The sequence below is a fragment of the Hymenobacter glacieicola genome (genome assembly GCF_014640315.1).
Lineage (GTDB): Bacteria > Bacteroidota > Bacteroidia > Cytophagales > Hymenobacteraceae > Hymenobacter > Hymenobacter glacieicola.
This window is the reverse complement of record NZ_BMGS01000020.1, coordinates 1-26,211: the sequence shown is the minus strand read 5'-3', so window position 1 is coordinate 26,211 and position 26,211 is coordinate 1. Positions and strand designations below refer to the sequence as shown.

The window sequence follows — 26,211 nt, the reverse complement described above, 5'->3', positions numbered from 1 at the left end:
CAAGGACGCCAAAGCCTGGTTCAACCATTGCGGCTATCATGTACACCGTTCATGAATCCGCTATATATTAGCAACCTGAACCTGGATAAAACAGACGTGCCGGAATTAGTCCGTCAAATAGCGCGGCGGCCGCAATTGCCGCGCCCACGATTTATTGTTGACTGCGCAACTCAGCAGTGTTTGCGTAAGTTGGGAATCAGCCATTTTATTTCTCAATTATTGTTGCTGCACAATGCGGGAGGACGTGTTGTACTTCGCAACGTTTCCCCTGTGCTACAGCGCTGCCTAGCCCTGCTCAAGCTTGATAAGTTATTTCATTATTCCTCTGTGTAACATGATAATACGAATAAAGTAGCTGTGAAAAGCAGAGCGGTTTTTCCGTAAGCTTAAGAAAACTATATTCCTGCTTAAGTGGGATAATATTCTCAAGTAAGCTGCGAATAGAAAATAAGTGGATCAAGATGTTATCAGGTATATTACAGCTACCAGTGCGGAAAATAATTACGTGAAAAACCCCTGGTTAACCCCGGGTTTTATCTGATGTAAAACTGAATAATAAGGGCAACTTTTGTTTTTTGCTGTTACTTTCAACTTCAGCCATGCTTCCCTTTCACGTGCTTCTGATAGAAGATGCCTGTATTTTTCAGTATGGGCTAAGCTGGCAGCTTGCTACCTGGGGTTTTCAGCACGTGGTTCTGGCCTCTACGGGAAAGGAAGCCGTGCGAGCAGCAGCTCAGCAGCGGCCGGATCTGATAATTGTCAGCGCGAGTATGAAGGGGAGCCCGGGGGGGGTGGAAACAGTCCGGCTGATTCAGCAGCAGTATCGAACCCCAATTCCGGTCCTGCTCCTGCAGGACCACCGGCCAGGAGTTGAGCCGGAGTTACTACCGCCCCTGCTCTTAAATTACCGGTGCCTGCCCAAGCCTCCCACAACGGAGGAGCTGCAGGCCGGCGTGGAGCAAAGCATTCACGCGCTGTCCCTGTCGGCGGTATACTAGCCAGGGGCGGGAGGCCGCGGTATGCCGCGGGCAGGGCCGCATGCGTTACAAGGCCGTACCGGCCTTCGTGGCAGCGGAAGGAGGGGCCGGTTCACAAAGGTGGTTAACTCCCTTTGCCTTATGTCGTATTCCCTGAAAGCAGGTTTTTAGCTTTTATACGACGCAAATGACACATGTCCCAAAACGGAGTTCCCGCAAGCTCAAACGGGATATTATAGTTATTGGGGCTTCTGCTGGCGGGGTGGAGGCCTTACTGAAATTTGTGCGAAGCCTGCCGCACGACTTTCCCGCCTCGATTTTTGTGGTTCAGCACGTGGCACCTTACGCGCCCAGCTTGCTACCCGAGTTGCTGGGCCACGTATCAGCCTTGCCCGTCAAGCATCCGAAGGATGGAGAGCTTATTCGGCCCGGCATAATTTACGTGGCGCCTCCGGACCAGCATCTGCTGATAGAGGACGACAAGGTGCTGGTCAAGCGGGGGCCGAAGGAAAACCGGTTTCGTCCCTCCATTGATGCCTTGTTCCGCTCGGCTGCCTACGGCTACGGCCCGCGCGTGATTGGCGTGGTGCTCACCGGCTACCTCGACGACGGTACGTCTGGCCTGTGGTCCGTCAAACGGATGGGCGGAGTGGTAATTGTGCAAAACCCCCAGGATGCCTCGTTTCCCGATATGCCCGCAAATGCCCTGGAATTTGTGGAGCCCGATTACCTAACGCCCCTCGCCGAGCTTAGCGGCCTGCTGGTCCGCCTGACGGCCGAGTTGGTGCCCCACAAGCCGAAGATAGCCAAAGCTGACCTGGAGCGCCTCAGAATAGAGCTGACCATTGCCAAGCATGACAATGCTTTTGAACTGGGCATCATCGAGCAGGGCGAGCCTACGGCCTTTACCTGCCCGGATTGCCACGGGGCGCTTACCCAGCTGATCGAAGGCAACCTGATTCGCTACCGCTGCCATACTGGCCATGCGTACACCATCAGCGCCCTACTGTCCGAAGTCAGTGAATCGGTGGAAAGCATGCTTTACCAGTCTATGCGCGGGCTAGAGGAAACCAAAATGCTCTTGGAAAGCATAGGCGAGCATTTTGCCGATACCGAACAGCAGGCTATAGCCAAGATGTTCTTTCAGAAAGCGGATGTTGCTGGCCAGCAGGCTCGCCTGGTGCACGACTCCATTTTCAAGCACGAAATAGTGAGCGGCGACCTAAAGTACCAGAACAACAAGCCCAGCTGAATAGCTAAGTGAAGAGGGCTACGGAAATTACTTCCGTAGCCCTCTTCACTTAGCTATTCAGCTGGGCGAACTAGGTAAGCAGCTTTGCTAGGCTTTCCCTACGCAAAGCTAGACGCCACTACCGAAATCGGAGCCCGATAAATTGCTGCCCCCGCTGGAGGAGCCGCGGTAGCCGGTGCTGCGGCTGCCCATAGATGAGTCGGAGTCAGACAAGCCTGCGCCGGAAGAGTAGGTAGAGCCATCGGAATTGTAGCTACCCACGCGGTTTTCGTTTTGGCGGTCGAAGCTGGCGCCGGTGCTGCGGTTAGGACCTTTGTCCATGCGGCGGCTTTCGTCGACGTGGGACGAGGTAGAATAGTCTGAAGGATGCACCCGGCTGCCGGAGCGGTAGTTCTGGTTGGGCCGCTGAGATTCGGCGCTACCACCGTAGCTACCACGATACTTACCGCCGGATTTGCCGTACGATTTATCCGACGACTTACCGGAGCGCATGGCCAGATAGCCCAGGCCAGCCAGGGCTACTGCACCCGCAACCTTCTGGGTGGTGGTCAACTTATTGATTTGCTCCCAAGAGTTCGGCAGGAATTCACGGACACCCTGGGGCAGCTGGTCGACAATTTTTTGCAAGCCAGCTTGTTCCATCCAGTTTTTAGCTCCCCCAGACTGCTGGTTGGAGGTGTTGCCAGAGGTATCAGCGCCTGATGTTTGCTGAGTGCCAGCATTCTGTTGGGCATTCTGGGGCTGATCAGCTGCGGATGAGCCGGCCGCCTCGTTGGTAGGAGTGGCAGATTTAGTAGGTTCCATGCAGTTGAATTGCGTTAAGAGGTAAACAGGTAGCAACAGCCAGTCTGACTGCTTGCTACCCTATGCGCAAAAAACCGCCCGCAGGTTGCAGATGAGGTTATGTTTTTTCTGATTTAGGTGCTACTACGTAGGACTATCCGTTAGGCTTGGTTACTTATTTCCTAACGAGATAGAGGCATGCTTTCCGCCATCCAAGCAAGTATAGTTCGGAAGAGGGAAGTCGGAATATACCTGTGGTGGTAAAACAGTAAGCCTAGCGCAGTATTTCTATAGAGGTTGAGTTATGTTGCTTGCTTTCAATGGAGTAGTCAGGTGTAGTAATGCAGCTCGTGACGAAAACCAAGAAGATTCCGGGAGTAGCGGCTACCCAAACATGCCCACTGCATCTTTGCTAGGCAGGGCCGTTTTACCCGTCAGGAATATATCGACCTGGCGGGCGGCCTCGCGCCCCTCCGCAATAGCCCACACCACCAACGACTGGCCCCGGCGCATGTCGCCGGCCACAAACACGCCGGGGTGGGAGGTGAGGTAGTCTGTGGTGGCGGCAGTACGTACGTTGCCGCGCTTATCCAGGGCTACGCCCAGCTGCTCCAGTAACCCTTCGTAACGGGGCGAGGCAAAGCCCAGGGCAAGGAGGGCCAGCTGACAGGGAATTTCGCGCTCCGAATGTTCAATTTCGGTGAAGCCCAGGCGGCGGCCCAGCGCATCGGTTTCCCAGGTGACATCCGTGACCAAAAGGGCGCGCAGGCGGCCGTGCTCGTCGCTGAGAAAGGCTTTGGTGTTCACGCCCCAATAGCGCTGACAGCCTTCCTCGTGAGAGGTGCTGGTTCGAAACACGTAGCTGGGGTAGTGAGGCCAAGGCTCGAAACCGGGCCGCTCAGGGGTGGGTTGGTGCATGAGGGCCAGTTGCGTAACTGCGCGCGCCTGTTGGCGGTTGGCCGTACCCACGCAGTCGGAGCCGGTATCACCGCTCCCAATAACCACTACATCCTGGCCCGTGGCCAGCAGCTCCGGCTCAGCAATGCTCCGGTTGCCCACGCGGCGGTTGTGCTGGGTGAGGTAGTCCATGGCGAAGTGTACGCCCTGCAACTCCCGGCCCGGAATAGCCAGCTCCCGTGGTACCAGGGCACCGCCGGCCAGCACCACGGCATCAAACTGGCTGATCAGCTCCGCGGCCGATACATCTTTTCCTACCTCTGTATTGCAGCGAAACACTACCCCGTCCTCTTCCAGCAGACGCAGGCGGCGGTCAATTACCCACTTATCGAGCTTGAAATCGGGGATGCCGTAGCGCAGCAGGCCGCCGGGCCGGTCGTCGCGCTCAAACACCGTGACGGCGTGGCCGGCCCGCACCAGCTGGGCCGCGGCGGCCAAGCCGGCCGGCCCGGAGCCCACCACGGCCACCGTTTTGCCGGTTTTCAGCACTGGGGCCGTGGGCTGCACGTAGCCTTTCTCGAAGGCAATTTCGATGATGTGCTTCTCGATTTCCTCGATGGCCACCGGCGCGCTATGGATGCCTAGCACGCAGGCCGACTCGCAGGGCGCCGGACAGATGCGGCCCGTAAACTCCGGGAAGTTGTTGGTAGAGCTCAGAATCTGGTAGGCCTGCGCCCAGTCCTGGCGGTGCACGGCATCATTGAACTCCGGAATGATGTTGCCCAGCGGGCAGCCCGCGTGGCAGAAGGGAATGCCGCATTCCATGCACCGCGCCGACTGCCGATGCAGCTGCCCCTCGTCGTAGAGGCCCACAAACTCGCGGTTGTGCCCCACACGCTCCTGCGGGTGGGCTTTGGTGGGCAGCTCGCGCTGAAATTCCTTGAAACCGGTGGTATTGCCCATGATTGGTTGTAGGGTTATTGTTCTGGTGGGGCCTCACCCCCCGGCCCCCTCTCCGAAAAAGGAGAGGGGGAGCCGAACGATTAAATGGCTTGTGTGCGACGCGCCCCGCGGCTGCATCGCCCTGCGGTGCGCGTCTCGTTTCCCGCACTACTACCTGTCATTCCGAGCATTCTGCGGATCAAGCAGAGACGAGGAATCTGAGTTCACCATGCAACGATTTCACCCAGATTCCTCGCTCCGCTCGGAATGACAGGTCGGGCGAGTCGTTCTGATATAGAGACGCGAAGGGTCGCGTCTCTATGGGCGTTCCGGTGTCAGCCGGGCGAGATTCCGCGCGGGGCTTGGAATGACGGTCTGCAGTACCTCATCAGGCCACCGCCATTCGCGCCTTTTGCAGCACTTTTTTGTATTCCGAAGGGAAGACCTTCACGAATTTGCCGGCTTCCTCGGGCCAGTTGGCGAGCAGGAAGGCGGCCAGCTGGCTGCCGGTTAGCTCGGCGTGCTGGCGGAGCAGGTGCTGGATGTGGGTTTCGTCGTCGGGGTCGAGTGGGTCGAGCTCCACCATGTCGGGGTTGCAATTGGGGGGGAACGTGCCGTCGGCGTCGTAGACCCAGGCAATGCCCCCGCTCATGCCGGCGGCGAAGTTGCGGCCGGTGCGGCCCAGAATCAGGGCGCGGCCCCCGGTCATGTACTCGCAGCCATGGTCGCCGACGCCCTCCACCACGGCGGTGGCGCCGGAGTTGCGCACCGCAAACCGCTCCCCGGCCTGCCCGCGCACGAACAGCTCGCCGGAGGTAGCCCCGTAGAGGGCCACGTTGCCGATGATGATGTTCTGCTCGGGCACGAAGCTGGCGTCGGGGGCGGGGCTGATGAGAAGGCGCCCCCCGCTCAGCCCCTTGCCCACGTAGTCGTTGGCCTCGCCCACGAGGCGCAGGGTAAGCCCGCGCGCGCTAAATGCCCCGAAGCTCTGGCCCGCGGCCCCGCGGAAGGTAAAATCCAGGGTGTCGTCGGGCAGGCCGGCGGCGTGGTAGCGCTTGGTGATTTCGTTGGAGAGCAGCGTGCCCAGGGTACGGTCGGTGTTGCGCACGGTAAACTCGGCCCGCACGGGCTGTTGGTGGTCCAGAGCCGGCTGGGCGTGCCGCAGCAGCTGCCAGTCGAGGATGTGGCGCAGGCCGTGGTCCTGGTCCTGGCTGTGGTGTAGGGTGCTACCCGGCTCGGGCGAGGTGAGGTAGAGTAGGTCGCGCAGGTCGAGGTGGCGGGCCTTCCAGTGTGCAATGCCGGGGCGAGGCTTCAGAAACTGGGCCCGGCCCACCATTTCGTTGACGGTGCGGAAGCCCAGTGCGGCCATGATTTCGCGCAGCTCCTCGGCCATAAACCGGAACAGGTTCACGATGTGCTCGGGCTTGCCGCTGAAGAGGCGGCGCAGCTCGGGGTCCTGGGTAGCCACGCCCACGGGGCAGGTGTTGAGGTGGCACTTGCGCATCATCACGCAGCCGCCCGCCACCAGCGCCGCCGTGGCCACGCCCCATTCCTCGGCCCCGAGCAGGGTCGCCACGGCCAGGTCGCGGCCGGTTTTCAGCTGGCCGTCGGTTTGCAGCACTACGCGGCTTCGGAGCTGGTTGCGCACGAGCGTTTGGTGGGCTTCGGCCAGACCCAGCTCCCAGGGCAGCCCGGCGTGGCGGATGGAGCTCAGGGGCGAAGCGCCGGTGCCGCCGTCGTAGCCGGCCACTAGAATCACGTCGGCGTGGGCTTTGGCCACGCCCGCGGCAATGGTGCCCACCCCCGCCTTGCTCACCAGCTTCACGTTGATGCGGGCCTGGCGGTTGGCGTTCTTCAGGTCGAATATAAGCTGGGCCAGGTCCTCGATGGAGTAGATGTCGTGGTGGGGCGGGGGCGAGATGAGGCCCACGCCGGGGGTGGCGTGGCGCACCTTTGCAATCCACTCATCCACCTTGTGGCCGGGCAGCTGGCCGCCCTCCCCGGGCTTGGCGCCCTGGGCCATCTTGATCTGCAGCTCGTCGGCGTTGGTGAGGTAGTGGGCCGTCACGCCGAAGCGGGCCGAGGCCACCTGCTTGATGGCCGAGCGCATGGAGTCGCCGTTTTCCATCACCTCGTAGCGTAGCGGGTCCTCGCCGCCCTCGCCCGTGTTGCTCTTGCCCCCGATGCGGTTCATGGCAATGGCCAGGGTGCTGTGGGCCTCGTGCGAGATGGACCCGAACGACATGGCCCCGGTAGCAAAGCGGCGCATGATGCTCTCGGCCGGCTCCACCTCGGGCAGGGGCACGGCCGGGCGGTGGTAGGCAAAGTCCAGCAGGCCGTGCAGGGTAGCGGTGCCCGCCACGGGGCCATTCACCAGCCGGGCGTAGCGCTGGTAAGTTTCGTAGTTGCCGGTGCGGGTAGCGTGCTGGAGTAGGTGCACGGTTTCGGGGTTGAACTGGTGGGCCTCGCCCCGGCGCCGCCACTGGTACACCCCGCCCTCGGGCAGCAGGGCTTGCTCCTCCAGGGTGCTGCTCTTAAAGCCCTGGAAGTGCTTGAACAGGGTTTCGCGGGCAATTTCATCCAGCCCCAGCCCGCCGATGCGGGTCACGGCCCCGGTGAAATAAGCGTCCACTACCTCCCGGTTCAGGCCCAGTATCTCGAACACCTGGGCCCCGTGGTAGCTCTGCAAGGTGCTGATGCCCATCTTGGAAAAAATCTTCAGCAGCCCGTCGCACACGGCCTTGGTGTAGTTGGCCTCCAGTTTTCCTACCTCCTGCGCGGGACCCAACCGGCCGCCCGCGTGCAGGGTCCGGATGGTGCTCAGGGCCAGGTAGGGGTTGATGGCCGTGGCCCCGAAGGCCAGCAGACAAGCAAAATGGTGCACTTCCCACACGTCGCCGGCCTCCACCACCAGCCCCACCGAGCCGCGGTAGCCCTTGCGAATCAGGTGGTGGTGCACCGCCGACACGGCCAGCAGGGTCGGAATGGAAGCGTGCTCCGAGTCGAGGTAGCGGTCCGAGAGAATCAGCACCTCGAAGCCATCATCCACGGCGTCCTCGGCGTAGCGGCAGAGGCGGTCAAGGCCGGCTTTCAGCGCGCCCGGCTTGCCATCGGCCCGGAAGTAGGTGTTGATGGTTTTGGCGTTAAACAGGCCCGTATCGATGCTGCGCAGCTTTTCCAGCTCGTGGTTGGTGAGGATGGGGTGGTGTAGGGCCACGCAGTGGCAGTGCATCTTGTCCTCGTCGAGGATGTTGCCGTTGTTGCCCAGGAAAGTCGCCAAGCTCATCACCAGCCGCTCCCGGATGGGGTCGATGGGCGGGTTGGTGACCTGGGCAAAGAATTGCTTGAAGTAGCTGCTCAGGTGCTGGGGCTGGTCGGAGAGCACCGCCAGCGGGGTATCAACCCCCATGGACCCAATCGGCTCCTTGCCCTCCAGGGCCATGGGCGTCAGGATGGCGTCGATGTCCTCGCGGGTGTAGCCGAACACCTGGTGGTATTTGAACACCGACTCGGCCGAGAGGTCCGTGAACACCAGCCGGGGCTCGGGCAGCTCCTCCAGCCGAATCTGGTACTCGCGCAGCCACTGCCCGTAGGGCTGGCGGGTGGCGGCCTGGGTTTTCAGCTCCTCATCCGTAATAATCTGGCCGGCCTGGGTGTCGATGAGCAGCATTTTGCCCGGCTGCAGGCGGCCCTTGCGCACCACACTGGCCTCGGGCAGCCCCGCGCCCAGCACCCCGGCCTCGGAGGCCACCAGCACCCGCCCGTCGTTGGTCAGGGCGTAGCGCAGGGGGCGCAGACCGTTGCGGTCCAGCATGGCGCCTACCATGCGGCCGTCGGTGAAGAGCAGGGCCGCGGGGCCGTCCCAGGGCGCCATAAAGGTGGCGTGGAACTCGTAGAAGGCCTTTTTTAGCGGGTCCATCTGCGCGTTGCCGTCCCAAGCCTCGGGCACCAGCATCATCATCACGTGGGGCAGCGAGCGGCCGCAGTGCAGCAGTAGCTCCACGATGTTGTCGAGGCAGGCCGAGTCGGACTGGGTCGGGTCGATGACGGGCAGCAGAATCTCCATTTCCTCCGCTGTGAAGTAGGGCGAGAGGTAGGAGGGGAGGCCGGCGTAAAACCAGTTCAGGTTGCCGCGCAGGGTGTTGATTTCGCCGTTGTGGGCCAGCAGCCGGAAGGGCTGAGCCAGCCGCCAGCTCGGGAAGGTGTTGGTGGAAAAGCGTGAGTGCACCAGCCCCAGCCCCGACGTCACGCGCTCATCCGACAAATCGGGGTAGTAGCCGCGCACCTGGTAGGTGGTCAGTTGGCCCTTGTAAATAATCACCCGGCAGGAAAGGGACGTGAAGTACACCTCCGCCGCCGGCAGCTGGGCGGCTACTTCGCTACTAATCAGGCGGCGCAGTACGTAGAGCTTGCGCTCAAAATCCTCGGGCGTAGTTACGCCGGCCGGGCGGCCCACGAATAGCTGCTCAATAGCCGGCTCCGCGGCCAGGGCCGTGGGCCCGATGCCGGCCGGATTTACCGGCACCGGCCGGTAGCCCAGCACCGGCAGCCCCAGCCGGGCCGCGGCGGCGTTGATGAGGGTGCGGCAGGCGGCGCGCCGGGCGGCGTCCTGGGGCAGAAAGGCCATGCCCACGCCGTACTCGCCGGGTTCGGGCAACCGGATGCCCAGGGTGGTGCATTCCTCCAGCAGAAACCAGTGGGGCAACTGCAGCAGCAGGCCGGCCCCGTCGCCGGAATCGGAGTCGCAGCCGCAAGCCCCGCGGTGCTCCATGTTTTCCAGAATCGTCAGCGCATCCGCCACAATCTGGTGCGATTTGCGGCCATCGACGTAGGCCAGCAGGCCCGTACCGCAGGCGTCGTGTTCAAACTCGGGCCGGTAGAGGCCCTGGGGCGCATGGTGCTCCATCAGAGAAGGGTGTCGTAGTGCGAGCATGGTAAGGTGACCCCCGGCAGCAGGTCCGAAATAGCAACCTAGGCACTGCCCATCAGCCCCGCGACCCGCCCGCGCCTCGTTTTCCGGTTTCTACCTTCGCGCCGCCTACCCCCCGGCCGGTCCAAAACCGCCCCGGGGCGCGAACTGGCGTATACCAGCGGCGCAGCCTGCCGGCAAACCGCCTACCCCCGTTACGATTTCAAACCGCTCGTTCGGCCATCTTTACCCCATGAAAAACCTGCTCCGCCCCGACCTTGCCTTCCGCCTCAACGGCCGCCTCTGGGTAGAAACCCCCGACGACCGGTTCATGGGCATCGGGCGCTTGGAGCTGCTCACGCTGATTCAGGAGCACGGCTCCATCTCGAAGGCCGCGCAGCAGATGGGCATGTCGTACAAGCGGGCCTGGGACCTGGTGGCTTCCCTGAACGCCCAGAGCGCTACCCCCCTGGTGCAGACCCAAACCGGCGGCAAGCGCGGCGGCGGAGCCGAGGTAACCCCCGAAGGCCAGCAATTGATTCAGGAGTTCCGGGAGTTGCAGGAGCGGTTCCAGGAATTTTTGGCGGCGGAGGCGGCGCGGTTACTACTATAACAAGGTGCGGATCAGCCCGTCCTGCAGAGGCGCAGCCGAAGCATCTCGCTTGGGTGCCGTTGCCACACTAACTGTCATGCTTGATCTGGCGTCCGCGAAGTCGAAGCATCTCTACCGCTTCGTCCTCACAGCAGGAATTAGTCAGCGGTAGAGATGCTTCGGCTGCGCTCAGCATGAGGGTCTTTTCTTGGTGTCAAGATTCTTTTGGCACTTCTAACCATTTCAGATTTCTAGCGTTATGTTTGACAAAATATAACGCATGCCAAACGCTACGCCTCCTTTCCTGCATTCTGCGAAATTCCTGCTCCCGCTGCTTAGCAGCTTGCCGCTCGTGAGTGTGGCCCAGCAGAATCCGCGGCCGCTCCGGCAATCGGGGCTGGCGGATACCACGCGGCTGGGGGAGGTAGTAGTGGCTGCTTCGAAGGTGGAGGAGAGCATCTTACAGTCGCCGGTGACGGTGGAGAAGCTCACGGCGCGGCAGCTGCGGCTCACGCCCGCGCCCTCGTTTTTCGAGGCCATTGAGCACGTAAAGGGCGTGCAGGTGATTACGCCGAGCCTGGGCTTCAAGGTGATAAACGCCCGCGGCTTCACCAATACCACCAACGTGCGCTTCGTGCAGCTCGTGGACGGCATCGACAACCAGGCGCCCCACATCGGCGGGCCCATCGGCAACGTGCTGGGGCCGAGCGACCTGGATATTCAGGCGGTAGAAATTGTGCCCGGTACGGCGGCCGCCTTATACGGGCTGAATGCCATCAACGGGCTAGCGAACTTCAGCACGAGGAATCCGTTTCGGAGCGCCGGGCTGAGTGTGCAGCAGAAGGTAGGCGTGAACCATGTCAACGACCCAAGCACCGGGGCGCATATTTTCTCGGAAACCAGTGGGCGCTACGCCAGAACGCTCAGCCCCAAGCTGGCTTTCAAGGTCAACGGCACCTACCTGCGCGGCTACGACTGGGTGGCCCGTGACCCCACCGACATCAACCCCACCGGCAACGCCACCACCGGCCTGCTCGGGGCCGACAACCCCGCCCGCGACCCGGTGAGCAGCTACGGCAACGAGTCCTCGAACCGCTCGAACCTGACGCTGGGGGGCAAAACCTACCAGGTGGCCCGCACCGGCTACCGCGAACCGGACGTGGTAAATTACCAGCTGCAAACCCTCAAGTACGACGCCGCCCTGCACTACAAGCTGACGCCCACGACCGAGCTGGCCTACACGTATCGGGGCGCCAACTTCGACAACGTGTACCAGCGCAGCAACCGGTTTCAGCTCGATAACTACCATCTGCAGCAGCACGCCCTGCAACTCACTACCCCCCTGGTGCAGGCCCGCGCCTACTTCACCCGGGAAAACACCGGCCGCAGCTACAACCTGCGCAGTATGGCCGAAAATCTGGACCGCAGCTTCAAGCCCGATGCCCGCTGGAACCAGGACTACACCGCCGCCTGGAACGCCGCTACCCAGTCGGGCCAAGCCGTAGCCCAGGCCCACGCTACCGCCCGTACGGCCGCCGACGCCGGCCGCCTGCAACCCGGCACGCCCGCGTTTGAGCAGCGCCGGCGCGAGCTGGCCGACATCAACAACTGGGACCAGGGCGCGGCCCTGCGCGTGCAGGCCGAACTGCTCCACGCCGAGGGCCAGGTGAACATCGGGGAGGCCCTGCGCCGGGGCAAGAAAGGACTACCGGCCTGGGCCGACCTGCTGGCGGGCCTCGACCACCGCACCTATTTCATTCAGCCCGATGGCAACTACTTCATCAACCCGGAGAAGGGGGAGGACCCGTCCAGCACGCTGACTTACGGCAAAACCGGGGGCTTCGTGCAGGCCGGGGCGCGGCTGCTGCCGGGCGAGAAGCTCCGCCTCACGGCCACCCTGCGCGCCGACAAGAACGACTACTTCGCTGTGCGCTTCAACCCGCGCCTGACGGCGGTGTACTCGCCTACCCAGCGCCATAACTTTCGGCTGAGCTACCAGAGCGGGTATCGTTTTCCGAGCTTGTTCGAGGGGTTTTCCAACGTGAACAGCGGGCAGGTAAAGCGCATTGGGGGGCTGCGGGTGATGTCGGAAGGGGTATTTGAGAACAGCTACCTGCGCAGCTCCATCGATGCCTTCAGCGCAGCCGTGACCCGCGACGTGAACACCAACGGCCTCTCGCGTAGCCAGGCCATTGCCCGCAACCAGGGGCTGCTGGTCAAGAACCCCTACACCTACCTCCGGCCCGAGCACATCAAGTCCCTGGAGCTGGGCTACAAGGCGGCCCTGTTGCCCGGCGCGCGCCTGCTGGCCGACGTGGATTTCTACTACAACACCTACCGCGACTTTATTGCCCAGGTAGAAGCCTACGTGCCCGTGAATGCCGCCGGCCAGCCGCTGCCCGCCGGCGCCGACCTGGGTACCATTGCCACGGCCCTGAGCACCCGCACCGGCCAGGCCCGCTACCGCCTCTGGACCAACTCCCAGAGCCAGGTCTACAACTACGGCGGCTCCCTGGGTTTGCGCTACGACGTAGCGGGCGGCTACCTGGCCGGGGCCAGCGTCACCTACGCCCGCCTCGACCGCACCGAGTCCGGCGACGGGCTGGAGGACGGCTTCAACACCCCGCGCTGGGCCTACAACCTAAGCCTGGGCAACGAAGAGGTGGTCAAGCACTTCGGCTTTGGGGTTAACTTCCGCTGGCAGGCCCGCTACTTTTCCCAGACTTTCCTGGTAAGTGGCTCCGTGCCCGCCTACGCCACCCTCGATGCCCAGGCCAGTTACCGCCTGCTTACCCCCAACCTGCGCTTCAAACTGGGCGCCAGCAACCTGCTCAACCGCTACTACGTGAGCTACCTCGGCGGCCCTAGCGTGGGCGGGCTCTACTACCTGCAGGTGACATACGGGCTGTAAGCACGGACCTACTGCGCTTGTCGGGTTACCGTGCTGTAGAAGGGGAGGAGATGCTGGGGCACGGCGTCAATGTGGCCCAACTGAAGCTGGTTTATTACATGCATCATTGATGCATGTGCGATTTTTCTTCTACCTTGCATTCCATTATGTGGAAGCAAGGGTAGTGCATACCGGACGTAAACTGATAGCGTGGTGGCTGCTGAGCCTGCTACTGCGGGTGCTAGCACCCGAGGCCGCTGTCCTGCGCCTGCACTTCCACCAGCACACGGAAGATCCGCCCTTGACCACTAGTACGGGTAAGTCGGGGCAGCCCAAGGCCGTGCTTTCGGCCAAGCACCAGCACTGCTTCGTGGAGCAGCTCTACACGGCTCCATTCCAGCCTTCCGTGCCCATTCAGTTGGCGGAACCCGTGCGTCTGTTGGCCTACTCGGTGTACCGGCCCCAGGCTCCGGTCTGCCGGGCCTCGCACCTGCTCGACGGTGCTTCGCTGCGCGGCCCGCCGGCCCGCGCCTAATTTTCTACGGACTTTTGCTACCCTCTGGGGCCGGGCAACCTGCCGGGCCTATCCGGCTGCGCTGGTAATTCCGCGTCCGTAGTGGCCTGCGTCCTTTTTCCGGCTGCCTGAATTCAGGCCAGTGCGCTCCTGCGGCTTGGCTGCGGGCAGCCCAACGTGGTAGGCGTGTAGCCGCCTACCCCTTCTTCCCTTGTCTTTTCTGGTTCATTATCAGGAGCTGAATACTCAGTTCACGGGCCCACTGCGGCCTACCTCTATGCCACGCATTCTACTGTTTCTGCTGATTCTTCCCCACTTGGCCCTGGGCCAACTCACCGGCCGCATCAGTGGCCACCTCATCAGCCCCACCGGCCAGGCCCTCGAAGGCGTTACGGTAGTGGAGAAAACCGGCCGGTTTTCGGCCCTTTCTGACGCCGAAGGGCATTTCTCCCTGGATCAGATGCCCCTGGCCGAGTACACGCTCATCACCCGTAGCCTGAGCCACCAGCAGGAGCAGCGCACGGTTGTGTTGAGCGCCGAAACGCCCGCCCTGGTGGTCGATTTTACCCTGCGTGCCAGCACCACTGCCCTCCAGGAAGTGGAAGTACTGGGCCGCAAGGAAACCACCTACAAGAGCGACTACAGCTTTGTGGGTACCAAAACGGCCACGGCGCTGAAAGATGTGCCCCAATCCATTTCCACCGTGACCAAGGAACTGATGGAAGACCGCCAGGCCCTGCGCCTGCCCGACGTGGTGAAAAACATTGCCGGCGTCACGCAATACTCCCACTACGACGACCTGACCATCCGGGGCTTCCGCAACGGCTACGAAAGCGGCTTCCGCCTCCTCAACGGGCTGCGCTCGGGCTTTAGCTACGGCAACTCGTTTACGCAAGCTCCCCTGACGGTGAACCTGGAGCGGGTGGAAGTGCTGAAAGGCCCCGGCGCGGCTCTGTACGGCGACATCAACCCCGGCGGTACCGTGAACATGGTGACCAAAAAGCCGCTCGATGTGGCCCGCAAGGCAGTGAGCTTCTCTAGTGGCAGCTTCAACACCACCCGCGCCACGGCCGACTTCACAGGCCCCCTGAATGAGCGCAAAAACGTGCTCTACCGCTTGAATGCGGGCTTCGAGAAGTCGAACACCTTCCGCGACGTGAACGACACCCGCTCCGTGATGGTGGCCCCCACCGTCACCTTCCTGCCCACCGACAAAACTACCATCAACGCCGAGCTGGTGTACACCCACGTGGCTGGATTTCTGGACCGCGGCTTGCCCATTCGGGGCGGTGATTTGTACGCCCTACCCCGCTCGTTTACCCTAAGCCAGCCAAGCGACTATTTCCGCACCAGCACCTACTACCTCAACGCCTCGCTCAACCACAAATTCACCGATTGGCTGTCGCTGAACGCTTCCTACCTCGACTTCACCTACAACGAGAACCTGAGCGAGCACCGCACCCTGAATACCTACGCCGACGCGCCCGCCAACACGGTCATGAACCTGCGCTATTTCGACCGGCGCGCCGAAGAGTACACCAAAAACCTGGCCGCCTACTTTGCCCTGAACCGCTCCACGGGTTCCATTACGCACAAGGTGGTAGCGGGCCTGGATTACATCCGCTTCACTACCGACAAGCAAAGCACCATGTTTGAGGCCCGGCAGAAGCTGGTGAATGGGGTAGCCACGCCGCTGACCTTCGACCTGAAAAATCCGGTGTACGAAATTCAGGACCCCACCAAATATGTCCGCCGGCCGCTGCCCCAGTTCTTTATCGACTACATCAATTCAGTGTACCATACTACCGGCCTTTATGTGCAGGATCAGATAGCCGTGACGCCGCGCCTGGGCCTGCTGCTGGGAGCCCGCTACGAGCTGTTTGCCGATGAGCGGGACTACGGCGACGGCTCGGACAACATCCAGCAGCGCAAGCTGCTGCCGCGCGCCGGCCTCACCTTCGCTCTGCTGGGCAACCTGAACTACTTTGCCTCCTACAGCGCCGGCTTCCGGCCCCTCAAGCCTGAGTATGTTCGATTTCCGGAGCGCTACGGCCGCAGCTCATCCTTCGACCCCGAAACCAGCTACCAGCTGGAAACCGGTCTGAAGGGCGAGTTCTTCAATAAAGCATTGTTCGGGACTGTGGCTGTGTACCAGATTGTGAAGCGCAACCAACTGGTAAGCACCGGCTCGCTCACGCCCGACGGGGCACCGGTGTATCGCCAGAACGGCGAGGCCCGTTCCCGCGGGGCTGAGTTGGAGCTGACTGGTAACATCGTTTCCAACCTAAGCCTGAACGCCAGCTACGCCTTCAACCACTCCGAAATTCGGAACGCCCAGCTGGATGCCGAAAATGGGCAGCCGCTGGCCAATGCGCCCAAGCATTCGGCGGGCCTCTGGACCAAGTACACGTTCGTAACGCCGGCGCTGCGTGGGTTTGGCGTGGCCCTCGGCGGCAACTACGTAGCTGCCCGCCGCACCGAGAACCGAGTGACTAATACCACGACAGGGGAGGAGTACTGGGGGCACTGGCCCTCTTACACGGTGCTCGATGCCGCCCTGTTCTACACCGTGGACAAGTTCAACTTCCACCTGAACGTGAACAACCTACTCGACCAATACTACTTCGTGGGCGGGTACGACTACTTCCGCACCAGCCCCGGCGCCCCGCGCAACTTCATGGCTACCGTGGGCTACACCTTCTAAGGGGCGCCTCACCCCCCGGCCCCCTCTCCGAAAAAGGAGAGGGGGTGCCAGCCGTCAGCAACCTCCGCAACGCGCGGAACAGGTCGGCGCGAGCAGAGCAGACGAGTCATCCTGCCTTTATCCATCCTCTCACTTAAATGCCTCTGCCGCCGTGGCTCCCCTCTCCCCCGGAGAGGGGGCTGGGGGTGAGGCGCCTAGCATGAACTACATTCTGGAAGCGCGCGACTTGCGCAAGGAGTACCCCAACAAGCTGGCCCTGCAGGGGCTGAATCTGCAGATTGAGCCGGGGGAGGTGTTTTGCCTGCTCGGCCAGAACGGCGCGGGCAAGTCCACGACCATCAACCTGTTTCTGGGCTTCATTGCGCCAACGTCGGGGGCGGCTTTTGTGAACGGCATGGAGGTAGCCGCCAATCCGCTCAAGATCAAGGAGCACCTGGCCTACATTCCCGAAAATGTAATGCTCTACCCCCACCTAACGGGCCTGGAAAACCTGGCTTTGTTTAGCAGTCTGGCGGGTTTCAAATACAAAGAGGCAGAGCTGCTCGATTACCTGCACCACGCCGGCTTGCCCGCCGAGGCGGTGCGCCGGCGCGTGGGCACCTACTCCAAGGGCATGCGCCAGAAGGTGGGTATTGCCATTGCGGTGGCCAAGCATGCCAAGGTGCTGCTGCTCGACGAGCCTACCTCTGGCCTCGACCCCAAAGCCTCCAACGAGTTTTCGCAGCTGCTGACCCAGCTGAGCGCCGAAGGCACGGCCGTGCTCATGGCCACCCACGACATCTTCCGGGCCAAGGAGGTAGGAACCCGTGTGGGCATCATGCGGGAGGGCGAGCTGGTGGATGTGCGCCCCACGGCGGCCCTGAACGCCCAGGAGCTAGAGCAGCTCTACCTCACCTACATGCACAACTAGCCCGCCCCCGATGATGCACAGTATTGCGCAAAAAGAATTCGTCAGCACCCTGCGCGACAAGCGTTTTCTGGTGCTGAGCGTGCTGGTGTTGGCCTTGCTGCTGGCCGCTACCCTGGTGGGTCGGGCCAGCTACCAGACCCTGCAGCAGGAGCGGCAGCTAGCCCAGCAAACCGTCAACGACCAGTTTCGGCACCAGCCGGCGCGGCACCCGCACCGCGTGGCCCATTATGGCTCCTTTGCCTTTCGGCCCCGCTCCGGCCTCAGCCTGCTCGACTCGGGCGTGGACTCGTTCACGGGCACCTCGGTGTTCCTGGAGGCGCACCAGCAAAACAGCGTCAACTTCAGCCAGGCCCAGCAGTCGGGTTCCCTGATTCGGTTTGGGGAAATGACAGTGGCCTTCGTGCTGCAGATGCTGGTTCCTTTGCTCATTATTTTTCTGTGCTTCGGGGCCTTCACCCAAGAGCGCGAAACCGGCACCCTGAAGCTGTTGCTGAGCCAGGGTGTATCGTTGCGGCAAGTGGCCTGGGGCAAGATTTGGGGCTACAGCCGCGCTGTGGCATTGGTAGTCGCGCCGGCCCTGGCCCTGGCTGCCGCGTTGCTGTTTGGGACGGAGGAGTTTATTTCCGGCACTGACTTGGTAGGGCGGCTCGTGTTGTTCGTGCTGAGCTACGCGGTGTACTTTTTCCTGTTCATTGTGGGCGCCGTGGTGGTGTCGGCGGTGCAGGCCAGCTCCCGGGCGGCGCTGGTTACGCTGCTGGGCCTCTGGATTCTGGGCTGCATCATTCTGCCCAAAGCCACCGCTAACCTGGGTGCTACCCTGTACCCGGCCGTGACCAAGGCTCAGATGGACGCCGATGTGCACGAGGAAGCCCAGCACGGCATCAACGGCCACGACCCGCAAGATCAACGCTCGGCCGCCCTGAAGGCGGGGCTGCTCAAAAAGTACGGCGTCGATTCGGAGGAAAAGCTGCCGGTGAGCGTAGGCGGCATCGTGATGAGTGAGAGCGAAGCCTATTCGGCCAAGGTGTACCAGCAGCACTTCGCCGACCTGAACGCCACCTACAAGCGGCAAAACCGCCTTTCCGATTGGGTAGGGTTGCTGAACCCCTACCAGGCCATCCGGCCGCTATCGATGGGCTTGGCCGGCTCTGATTTTGCCCACTATGTGCACTTTCAGCAGGCCGCCGAAGCTTACCGCTACGCCCTGGTGCAGCGCCTGAATGCCCTGCAAACCAGCATGGGCTACGGCGACAAAGAGCGCAAGCTCGATGCGCACACCTGGCAGCAGCTACCCCTCTTTACTTACCAGGCGCCACCCCTCGGCTGGGCCTTGCCCCGCCTGCTGCTGCCCGTGGTGGCCCTGCTGCTGTGGGCTGTGGGCCTGAGCTGGCTGGGACTGCGCCTGATTTCCAACTCCCGACTTGCCTGATCTGATGAGAATATTCTGGCTTCTGTTTTCCTACGAGTGGCGACACTTCCGGGCCGCGAAAGGGCTGGTGCTGCTGTGTGCCTTGCTGCTGCTCACGGGCCTCTACGGCATCTACTACGGCACCACCGAAATGGAGCGCCAACGCCAGCACCTCACTACCCTGCCCGAGCTTTCGCGCCGGAACGTGGAAGAGCTGAAGGTGAAATTTCCTGGCCCCGCTGATGCCGGCGACATTGGCTATTACCACACCACCTATGCCGTGCACCATCCCGACGCCTGGGCCGCCCTCTCCCTGGGCCAGCGCGACATAAACCCCTACTACGTGAAGCTGCGCCTGTTGGGCCTGCAAAACCAGCTCTACGCCACCGACAACACCAACCCCATGAAGGTGCTGAGCGGCAACTTCGATTTGGCGTTTGTGCTGGTGTACCTGTTCCCGTTGCTCATCATTGCCCTGAGCTTTAACCTGCTGTCCAGTGAGCGGGAAGAAGGCATCCTGACGTTACTGCTGGCTCAGCCCGTAAGCCCCGGCGTGGTAGTAGGTGCGAAGCTGGCTTTCCGCCTGGCCGTGGTGCTAGGGCTGGCCTGGCTGCTTTCCGTGGTGGGCATGCTTTGGGCTCAGGTGCCGCTGGATGGCCGCGTACTTACGTGGTTGGGGCTGAGCACGCTGTACTGCCTGTTCTGGTTTGGGGTAGCGCTGGTCATCACGGCCTTGCAGCGCACCTCGGCCTTTAACGCCGTAGCCCTGCTGGGCGTGTGGCTGCTGCTGGTAGTGCTGGTGCCCAGCCTGCTGAACCTGGGCGTGGCGGCGGCCCACCCCGTGCCCCAGGGCATTGAGCTGACCATCAAGCAGCGCGAGGAAATCCATGCCGGCTGGGACCGGCCGAAGACCCAGACTATGAACCGGTTCTTTGCCCTGTATCCGCAGTGGCGCGACACGGCCACCATCCGGGAGCGGTTTGTGTGGCGCTGGTACTACGCCTTCCAGCACCTCGGCGACCTGGCCGTGGCCAAGCAAGCCGCCGCCTACGCCAACGGCCTCCAGCAACGCTACGACCTGGTGGAGAAATTGAACCTACTCTCCCCGGCCATCAACGCCCAGAGCAGCCTCAACGCCCTGGCCGGCACCGACTTGCCAACCCACCTGAAGTTTCAGCGCAGCGCCACCGCCTACCACGATGCACTCCGGGCCTTTTACTACCCCTTCCTGTTCCGCAAAGTCGAATTTACCCACGCCGACTACGCCCGGGAGCCGACCCACACCTTCACCAGCCAACCCGAGCTGAGCACCGCTCTGCGCGGCCTGGGCAAGTTACTATTGAGCGTGGGGGTAGTGTTTGCGGCCGGACTACTGCTGCTCCGGGCGCGCCCCATCAACCCGCGCTAGGGCTTGGCCGGTAGGGGGCAGAAAGGTAGAGACGCGGCAGTTAGCGACTTACGTAGTCAAGCTGCCCTCGGCTAGTGGCTACGACCGGATCATGCTCCCTACCTAAAGCGGCTTCTTATTTGAGTGCTTGTACTGATAAGTAGGCAGCTTACTGGGTCTGGTGGGCCGCCCGGCCGTGCTTCAAAAAAGCCTGTGCGTGTTGGGCCACCTTCAGCACATCGTCGGAGCGGCCCCAGGTCCAGTTGTTGCCGAAGTGCCACGTTCGACCATCTTGCAACCGCAGCCGCAAGCTGTTACCATGCGCGCCGGCCATGGTGCGCATGTCCCGAAGGTCTTTCCACGGTATGAAGAGCGGTTGCTGTGCTGCACCCACCGGGCGCAGGTCTATTCCTTGCGGCCCCAAGTTCAGGTGATAGGGACGAACAAGCCCCCAGCGAAAAAGCATCCAGCACAAGGTTAGGTGGCCTACCAAGCCTAAGGCTATAGCTATGCCCTTGTGGGGGAGTACGGTGTCGAGCCAGTACACAAGCCCTAATCCGCTCCCAACAGCAACAATAGAAGCAACTGCCTGTATCCAGGGCCGGTAGCGGTACACCCGAAACGCTATAAACTCCATCCGCTACCTTTAAAACCTGTCCTCATATCCAGTCCAGATGAAGTGAAGTTATGCTTCAGTGGGTTTTGCGGGCAGTGGGTTCAGCAGGTAGAGCCGGCGCAGAGAATGGGTGAGCTTTGCGCCGGCGTAAAAGTTGGGTAGCCATACCAAAAGCCACAGCAGCAATAAGCAATGAAGATGAAGCGAATTGCGCACGTCAGCAGTAGAGTAAAAAAACAGTAATCTAGAGTCAGGGGCAATACTACCGGATTCCTGCTGGTTTTTGACTGCTAACTCCTCAACATAGTATGCTCAACGCCCTCAATACCTATTTTCAGCAGCACAAGCTCCTGCTTTCCGAAACGCAGTTTGCGGAGCTAGCCGGGTTGCTTACGCCTCGCCACCTGGCCCGGCACGAAGTATTGGTGCGCCAGGGAGAGGTAGGGCGGTACGGTGCTTTCGTGCTGAAGGGCTGCCTGCGCAGCTTCGTGACCGATGAGCGCCAGAAGGAGCACATCCTGCAATTCGCGCCCGAAAACTGGTGGATTTCCGACCAGCACAGCTTGGCGCGGCAGCAGCCGGCGCTATTCTCCATTGATGCCCTGGAGGACTCCGAGGTGCTACTGTTCGGCTCGGCGTTTTACACGCAGTTACAATCCTTTGGGCCGGAGTTTCAGGCGTTCTTTTATCAGCTGCTGCAAAATAGCCTGGTGGCGCTGCAGCGCCGATTGATTGGCGTACTCAGCGCCCCGGCGGAGGTGCGCTACCAGGAGTTTCTGCAGCTCTACCCCACGCTGGCCCGGCGGCTGCCCCAGCGCCATATTGCCGCCTACCTCGGCATCACGCCTGAATCCCTGAGCCGCATCCGGGGCGAGCTGGCCCGAGGGCTGTAGCGCGAACTGCCCAGATCGGGATTAGCAAGCTCTACTTTGCGGGTTCTCGAATGACTTACACCCCAGCTGTTCACTTGCAGCCCTGGCCCACAAAGCAGGGGTGTTACGCTCCATCGTTCTGTTTATGAAAATATAACGCAAGCGTTATTGAGCACTACTTTGGGCTACATTCGTAAAACCGGAAATTTAGAATCATTATGTATATGTTCTTAACTAGCTGAATGTTAGTGGCTCATTGTTGAGTATAGTTGAGGATAGGATTTTAAGCAGGAGAAATGCGCCGATAAGTAGAACGCTGCTATGGAGAGTGGCGTAAGGAAATAGGCTGTCCGGCTGAGTAAGCCGGGTAGCGCGTGCCTACTCTACACCTCAACATCTTCTGTTTCTTTCCATGATACAACAATCCACTACCTCCGCAGCCGGCGCTGGCGGGGTGGCTGCCCCGCCCCCCACGGGCACGGTGCGCCTCACCATCAACGGCCAGCAGCACACGCTGCAGATTGCCCCCTGGACAACCCTGCTCGACGCCCTGCGTGAATACGCGCACCTCACGGGCACCAAAAAAGGCTGCGACCATGGCCAGTGCGGCGCTTGCACGGTGCTGGTAAACGGCAAGCGCATCAACAGCTGCCTCTCGCTGGCCGTGATGCACGAAGACCACGACATTACCACCATTGAAGGGCTGGGCAGTCAGGAAAACCTGCATCCCCTGCAGCAAGCCTTCATCGACCACGACGCATTCCAGTGCGGGTACTGCACGCCGGGCCAGATCTGCTCGGCCCAGGGCCTCATCAACGAAGGCCGTGCCCATACCGAGGAGGAAATAAAGGAACACATGAGCGGCAACTTGTGCCGCTGCGGCGCCTACGCCGGCATTCTGAATGCGGTAAAGGAGGTAGTGGATTCCAAGAGCTCAGAGTCTAGAAGATAGAGCTTAGATGGCACTGCCATCTGCGTCTCGCCCAATTCTAAGTTCTCACCTCTCAGTTCTAAGCTCTCAACCATGAATCCATTTACTTACACTAGCGCTACGGCCGTCGAGGACGCCGTGCGCGACAACGCCAGCCACGAGGGCGCGGCCTACATCGGGGGCGGCACCAACATCCTCGACCTGATGAAGGAAAATGTGGCGCGCCCTACCCATCTGGTGGGGCTGAACAAGCTGCCGCTTACTGCCATTGAGTCTACCCCCGAGGGCGGCCTGCGCCTGGGCGCCCTAGCTACCAACGCCGATACGGCTTGGAACGAGGAAGTAAAGCGCCGCTACCCGCTGCTGAACCAGGCCATTCTAGCCGGAGCTTCGCCGCAGCTGCGCAACATGGCCACCAACGGCGGCAACCTCCTGCAGCGCACCCGCTGCTACTATTTCTACGACACGGCTACCCCCTGCAACAAGCGCGAACCGGGTTCGGGCTGCGGGGCCATTGGGGGCTTCAACCGCATTCATGCCATTCTGGGGGCCAGCGAGCAGTGCATTGCCACTCACCCCTCCGATATGTGCATTGCCCTGGCCGCCCTAGCCGCCACGGTGCGCGTGAGCGGACCGGACGGGGAGCGGACCATTCCCTTCGAGGACTTCCACCGCCTGCCCGGCAACACCCCGGAGCGCGACAACAACCTGGAAGCTGGCGAGCTGATTACCGGCCTCGATTTGCCCGCTAAAGGCTTCGAGAAGAACTTCAGCTACCTCAAGCTGCGCGACCGGAACTCCTACGCCTTCGCCCTGGTATCGGTGGCGGCGGCCTTGGAGCTGGACGGCGACACCATCACGGATGCCCGCCTGGCCCTGGGCGGCGTGGCCCACAAGCCCTGGCGCGACCAGGAGGCCGAAAACCTGCTGAAAGGCCAGCCCGCTACCCCCGAAACCTTTGCCCGTGCCGCCGCCAAAGTGGTAGAAAGCGCCCAGGGCTACGGCTCCAACAACTTCAAGATTGAGCTGGCCCGCCGCGCCATTGTGCGCGCCCTCAAGCAAGCCGCCGAAGGCAGCCAGCACGCATCCGACGTCTTTTTAAACTCGAATCCATGAGCACGACCAACTATATCGGCAAGCCCACGAGTCGGGTTGACGGCCCGGCCAAGGTGACGGGCGCCGCTACCTACGCCGCCGAGTTCCATGTGCCTAATATGGCTTACGGCTGGGTAGTGAGCAGCCCCATTGCCAAAGGCCGCATTACCAAAGTACACGCTGATGAAGTGCTGGCTATTCCGGGCGTGCTGGAAGTGTTTTCGCACGAAAACGTGCCCGGCCTGGCCTGGTTCGACCGTAACTATAAGGACGACGTAGCCCCCGGCGGCTCGCCCTTCCGGCCCCTGCACGAAGACAAAATCAAGTTCAACCAGCAGCCCATTGCCCTGGTAGTGGCCGAAACGCTGGAACTGGCCCGCTACGCCTCCTCGGTGCTGCGCATCGACTACGAGGAAGAAGCCCACGAAACCGACATCGAAGCCAAGCGCGACGAAGGCTTCGAGCCCGGCCAGGGCAAATCGGGCTGGATGCCGCCGCCCCCGCCCCGCGGCAACCCCGACCAAGCCTGGGAAGAGGCTGAGCACCACATCGAGCACGAGTACGTGCACGGCGCCCAGCACCACAACCCCATGGAAATGTTCGGGGCTACCGTGGAGTGGCGCGGCGACAAAAAGCTGACGGTCTATGACAAGACCCAGGGGGTAGTAAACGTGCAGAACTACCTCACCAAAATCTTCGGGCTGAGCAAGGACGACTGCCGGGTGATCAACCAGTACATGGGCGGGGGCTTCGGCTCGGGGCTGCGCCCCCAGTACTCGGTGTTTCTGGCCGTGCTGGCCTCTCTGGAGCTGAAACGCTCGGTGCGCGTCACGCTCACGCGCCAGCAGATGTTCAGCTTCGGCCACCGGCCGCACACCCTGCAATACGTGAAGCTGGGCACCAACCCCGATGGTACCCTGGCTGCCATTCAGCACCACGCCCTCCACGAAACCTCGCAGTTTGAGGAGTACACCGAAAACGTGGTGAACTGGAGCGGCATGCTCTACCAGTGCGAAAACGTGAAGCTGGGCTACCAGCTGGCCAAGCTCGACGTGTTTACGCCCCAGGACATGCGCGCGCCCGGCGCTGCTACCGGCTCCTTCGCCCTGGAAGTAGCCATGGACGAAATGGCCGCTGCCGCCGGAATTGACCCCATCGACTTCCGCATCCGCAACTACGCCGAGGAAGACCAGAACGCCGGCAAGCCCTTTTCCAGCAAGCGCCTGCGCGACTGCTACCACCAGGGCGCGGCCAAATTCGGGTGGGACCAGCGCAACCCCCAGCCCCGCTCTATGCGCAAGGGCAACCGCCTGGTGGGCTACGGCATGGCTGGCGGCGTGTGGGATGCCACCCAGAAGAAAGCCGCTGCCAAGGCTACCCTCACCGCCGACGGTAAGCTGCTGGTTTCCAGCGCCACCGCCGACATCGGGACGGGTACCTACACCATCATGACCCAGATTGCGGCTGAAACCCTGGGCTTGCCCCTGGAGGCCGTCACCTTCAAGCTCGGCGACACCGACATGCCCGAGGCCCCCGTGCAGGGCGGTTCCTGGACGGCCGCCTCGGTAGGTTCGGCGGTGAAGAGCGTGTGCGAGGCCATCGGGGAGAAGCTGCTCAAGCTGGCCCAAAAGATGGAAGGCTCGCCCCTGAAAGGCGCCAGCCCGGACGAAGTAGAGTTCGTGAACGGCCAGATCCGCCTGCGCCAGGACCCTGCCAACGCCGTAGTTATCCGCGACGTGCTGCAGGCCAGCGGCGAAACCAAGCTGGAAACCGATAGCTCGGCCACGCCCAATATGCTCAAGCAGGGTACGTACTCCATGCACTCGCACAACGCCGTGTTTGTGGAGGTGGAGGTAGACGAGGAGTTCGGTACGGTGCACGTCACGCGCGTACTTAACGCCGTGGCCGCCGGCCGCATCCTCAACCCCAAAACCGCCCGCTCGCAGGTGCTGGGCTCCATTGTGTGGGGCATCAGCATGGCCTTGATGGAGGAAACCATCATGGACCACCAGTTTGGGCGCTACATGAACCACAACTACTCGGAGTACCACATCCCCGTGCAGGCCGATATCCACGATATCGAGGTACTGTTCGTGGAGGAGGAAGACGACGTAGTAAACCCGCTGGGGGTGAAGGGGGTAGGCGAGGTAGGCCTGCTGGGCGTAGCCGCCGCCATCACCAACGCCGTGTACCACGCCACCGGCAAGCGCGTCCGCGACCTACCCATTTACCTGGACAAGCTGCTGTAATCCGGCTTGCCGTAACATGGAAAAGCCCCGGTGCCGTAAGGTGCCGGGGCTTTTTGGTGGGATAGTAAGTCGAATTATAGATAATTCATGGTCTTTCGGTCTTGTATATGATAAGCGTTAATCGCTGCGTGGCAGGATATATCGATGGTATCTAGTTTTCGTATGTCTTGTGTTTATGTAATTTGAATTGCTAGGAAATAAAAATGGTGGTGGTAAAATAGCAGGTGATTAGCCATCTGCTTCTATGCGTTGGTTATGCGCATCGATGACGAGTTGCAAGCGG

18 protein-coding genes are annotated in these 26,211 nt (G+C 61.6%); 14 read left to right on the top strand and 4 right to left on the bottom strand.

What is annotated here, in order from left to right:
* The 3 genes from IEW18_RS21420 to IEW18_RS21410 form a co-directional block, all read left to right on the top strand.
* The coding region (locus IEW18_RS21420) for an STAS domain-containing protein (protein WP_229728902.1) at positions 1–333 on the top strand (333 nt) is incomplete at its 5' end.
* Positions 334–599: 266 nt separating this feature from the next.
* Positions 600–998 (top strand): response regulator, encoded by a 399-nt coding sequence (locus tag IEW18_RS21415; RefSeq protein ID WP_188559938.1) that lies wholly within the window; start codon positions 600–602, stop codon positions 996–998.
* Positions 999–1,164: 166 nt separating this feature from the next.
* Positions 1,165–2,229 (top strand): chemotaxis protein CheB, encoded by a 1,065-nt coding sequence (locus IEW18_RS21410; RefSeq protein WP_188559937.1) that lies wholly within the window; start codon positions 1,165–1,167, stop codon positions 2,227–2,229.
* A 108-nt stretch (positions 2,230–2,337) separates the two neighbouring features.
* Here the strand turns inward: IEW18_RS21410 and IEW18_RS21405 are convergent, their stop codons facing one another.
* The 3 genes from IEW18_RS21405 to gltB form a co-directional block, all read right to left on the bottom strand.
* Positions 2,338–3,033: a hypothetical protein gene (locus tag IEW18_RS21405; protein WP_188559936.1), complete on the bottom strand. Its 696-nt coding sequence runs from the start codon at positions 3,031–3,033 to the stop codon at positions 2,338–2,340.
* Positions 3,034–3,396: 363 nt separating this feature from the next.
* Positions 3,397–4,872, bottom strand: a complete 1,476-nt coding sequence (locus IEW18_RS21400; protein WP_188559935.1) for a glutamate synthase subunit beta — start codon at positions 4,870–4,872, stop codon at positions 3,397–3,399.
* 367 nt (positions 4,873–5,239) lie between these two features.
* Positions 5,240–9,757 (bottom strand): glutamate synthase large subunit, encoded by a 4,518-nt coding sequence (gltB, locus tag IEW18_RS21395; RefSeq protein WP_188559934.1) that lies wholly within the window; start codon positions 9,755–9,757, stop codon positions 5,240–5,242.
* 256 nt (positions 9,758–10,013) lie between these two features.
* Here gltB and IEW18_RS21390 point away from each other — a divergent pair, with 256 nt between their 5' ends.
* The 7 genes from IEW18_RS21390 (at position 10,014) to IEW18_RS21360 (ending at position 20,186) form a co-directional block, all read left to right on the top strand.
* A complete protein-coding gene (locus IEW18_RS21390) occupies positions 10,014–10,373 on the top strand; it encodes a winged helix-turn-helix domain-containing protein (RefSeq protein WP_188559933.1) in 360 nt (119 codons plus the stop codon).
* Positions 10,374–10,632: 259 nt separating this feature from the next.
* Positions 10,633–13,263: a TonB-dependent receptor gene (locus tag IEW18_RS21385; RefSeq protein WP_188559932.1), complete on the top strand. Its 2,631-nt coding sequence runs from the start codon at positions 10,633–10,635 to the stop codon at positions 13,261–13,263.
* A 148-nt stretch (positions 13,264–13,411) separates the two neighbouring features.
* A complete protein-coding gene (locus IEW18_RS21380; protein WP_188559931.1) occupies positions 13,412–13,777 on the top strand; it encodes a hypothetical protein in 366 nt (121 codons plus the stop codon).
* 256 nt (positions 13,778–14,033) lie between these two features.
* Entirely contained in the window at positions 14,034–16,460 is a 2,427-nt protein-coding gene (locus tag IEW18_RS21375; RefSeq protein ID WP_188559930.1) for a TonB-dependent receptor, read from the top strand.
* 151 nt (positions 16,461–16,611) lie between these two features.
* Entirely contained in the window at positions 16,612–17,370 is a 759-nt protein-coding gene (locus IEW18_RS21370; RefSeq protein ID WP_308428078.1) for an ABC transporter ATP-binding protein, read from the top strand.
* Between the two features lie 10 nt (positions 17,371–17,380).
* Positions 17,381–18,799, top strand: coding sequence for an ABC transporter permease (locus IEW18_RS21365; protein WP_188559929.1), 1,419 nt, complete (start codon positions 17,381–17,383; stop codon positions 18,797–18,799).
* 4 nt (positions 18,800–18,803) lie between these two features.
* Positions 18,804–20,186: an ABC transporter permease gene (locus tag IEW18_RS21360; protein ID WP_188559928.1), complete on the top strand. Its 1,383-nt coding sequence runs from the start codon at positions 18,804–18,806 to the stop codon at positions 20,184–20,186.
* Between the two features lie 148 nt (positions 20,187–20,334).
* Here IEW18_RS21360 and IEW18_RS21355 read toward each other — a convergent pair whose 3' ends face one another.
* Positions 20,335–20,508, bottom strand: a complete 174-nt coding sequence (locus IEW18_RS21355) for a hypothetical protein (protein WP_188559927.1) — start codon at positions 20,506–20,508, stop codon at positions 20,335–20,337.
* Positions 20,509–21,089: 581 nt separating this feature from the next.
* On the opposite strand from IEW18_RS21355, the gene IEW18_RS21350 reads away from it, so the two are divergent.
* The 4 genes from IEW18_RS21350 (at position 21,090) to IEW18_RS21335 (ending at position 25,928) form a co-directional block, all read left to right on the top strand.
* Positions 21,090–21,674, top strand: a complete 585-nt coding sequence (locus tag IEW18_RS21350; RefSeq protein ID WP_188559926.1) for a Crp/Fnr family transcriptional regulator — start codon at positions 21,090–21,092, stop codon at positions 21,672–21,674.
* Between the two features lie 391 nt (positions 21,675–22,065).
* Complete coding sequence (locus IEW18_RS21345; protein WP_188559925.1) at positions 22,066–22,605, top strand: (2Fe-2S)-binding protein; 540 nt, start codon at positions 22,066–22,068, stop codon at positions 22,603–22,605.
* A gap of 72 nt (positions 22,606–22,677) precedes the next feature.
* Positions 22,678–23,700 (top strand): FAD binding domain-containing protein, encoded by a 1,023-nt coding sequence (locus IEW18_RS21340; RefSeq protein WP_188559924.1) that lies wholly within the window; start codon positions 22,678–22,680, stop codon positions 23,698–23,700.
* Positions 23,697–25,928, top strand: coding sequence for a xanthine dehydrogenase family protein molybdopterin-binding subunit (locus IEW18_RS21335; RefSeq protein ID WP_188559923.1), 2,232 nt, complete (start codon positions 23,697–23,699; stop codon positions 25,926–25,928). Before IEW18_RS21340 ends, IEW18_RS21335 begins: the two co-directional genes overlap by 4 nt.
* Positions 25,929–26,211 lie beyond the last annotated feature (283 nt).

What these genes read in the sequence shown, in the direction of transcription:
- IEW18_RS21340 (WP_188559924.1), top strand. Translation starts at nt 22,678, where the DNA reads ATGAATCCATTTACTTACACTAGCGCTACGGCCGTCGAGGACGCCGTG.
- IEW18_RS21350 (WP_188559926.1), top strand. Translation starts at nt 21,090, where the DNA reads ATGCTCAACGCCCTCAATACCTATTTTCAGCAGCACAAGCTCCTGCTT.
- IEW18_RS21360 (WP_188559928.1), top strand. Translation starts at nt 18,804, where the DNA reads ATGAGAATATTCTGGCTTCTGTTTTCCTACGAGTGGCGACACTTCCGG.
- IEW18_RS21405 (WP_188559936.1), bottom strand. Translation starts at nt 3,033, where the DNA reads ATGGAACCTACTAAATCTGCCACTCCTACCAACGAGGCGGCCGGCTCA.
- gltB (WP_188559934.1), bottom strand. Translation starts at nt 9,757, where the DNA reads ATGGAGCACCATGCGCCCCAGGGCCTCTACCGGCCCGAGTTTGAACAC.
- IEW18_RS21375 (WP_188559930.1), top strand. Translation starts at nt 14,034, where the DNA reads ATGCCACGCATTCTACTGTTTCTGCTGATTCTTCCCCACTTGGCCCTG.
- IEW18_RS21365 (WP_188559929.1), top strand. Translation starts at nt 17,381, where the DNA reads ATGATGCACAGTATTGCGCAAAAAGAATTCGTCAGCACCCTGCGCGAC.
- IEW18_RS21335 (WP_188559923.1), top strand. Translation starts at nt 23,697, where the DNA reads ATGAGCACGACCAACTATATCGGCAAGCCCACGAGTCGGGTTGACGGC.
- IEW18_RS21390 (WP_188559933.1), top strand. Translation starts at nt 10,014, where the DNA reads ATGAAAAACCTGCTCCGCCCCGACCTTGCCTTCCGCCTCAACGGCCGC.
- IEW18_RS21410 (WP_188559937.1), top strand. Translation starts at nt 1,165, where the DNA reads ATGACACATGTCCCAAAACGGAGTTCCCGCAAGCTCAAACGGGATATT.
- IEW18_RS21385 (WP_188559932.1), top strand. Translation starts at nt 10,633, where the DNA reads ATGCCAAACGCTACGCCTCCTTTCCTGCATTCTGCGAAATTCCTGCTC.
- IEW18_RS21400 (WP_188559935.1), bottom strand. Translation starts at nt 4,872, where the DNA reads ATGGGCAATACCACCGGTTTCAAGGAATTTCAGCGCGAGCTGCCCACC.
- IEW18_RS21355 (WP_188559927.1), bottom strand. Translation starts at nt 20,508, where the DNA reads ATGCGCACCATGGCCGGCGCGCATGGTAACAGCTTGCGGCTGCGGTTG.
- IEW18_RS21415 (WP_188559938.1), top strand. Translation starts at nt 600, where the DNA reads ATGCTTCCCTTTCACGTGCTTCTGATAGAAGATGCCTGTATTTTTCAG.
- IEW18_RS21345 (WP_188559925.1), top strand. Translation starts at nt 22,066, where the DNA reads ATGATACAACAATCCACTACCTCCGCAGCCGGCGCTGGCGGGGTGGCT.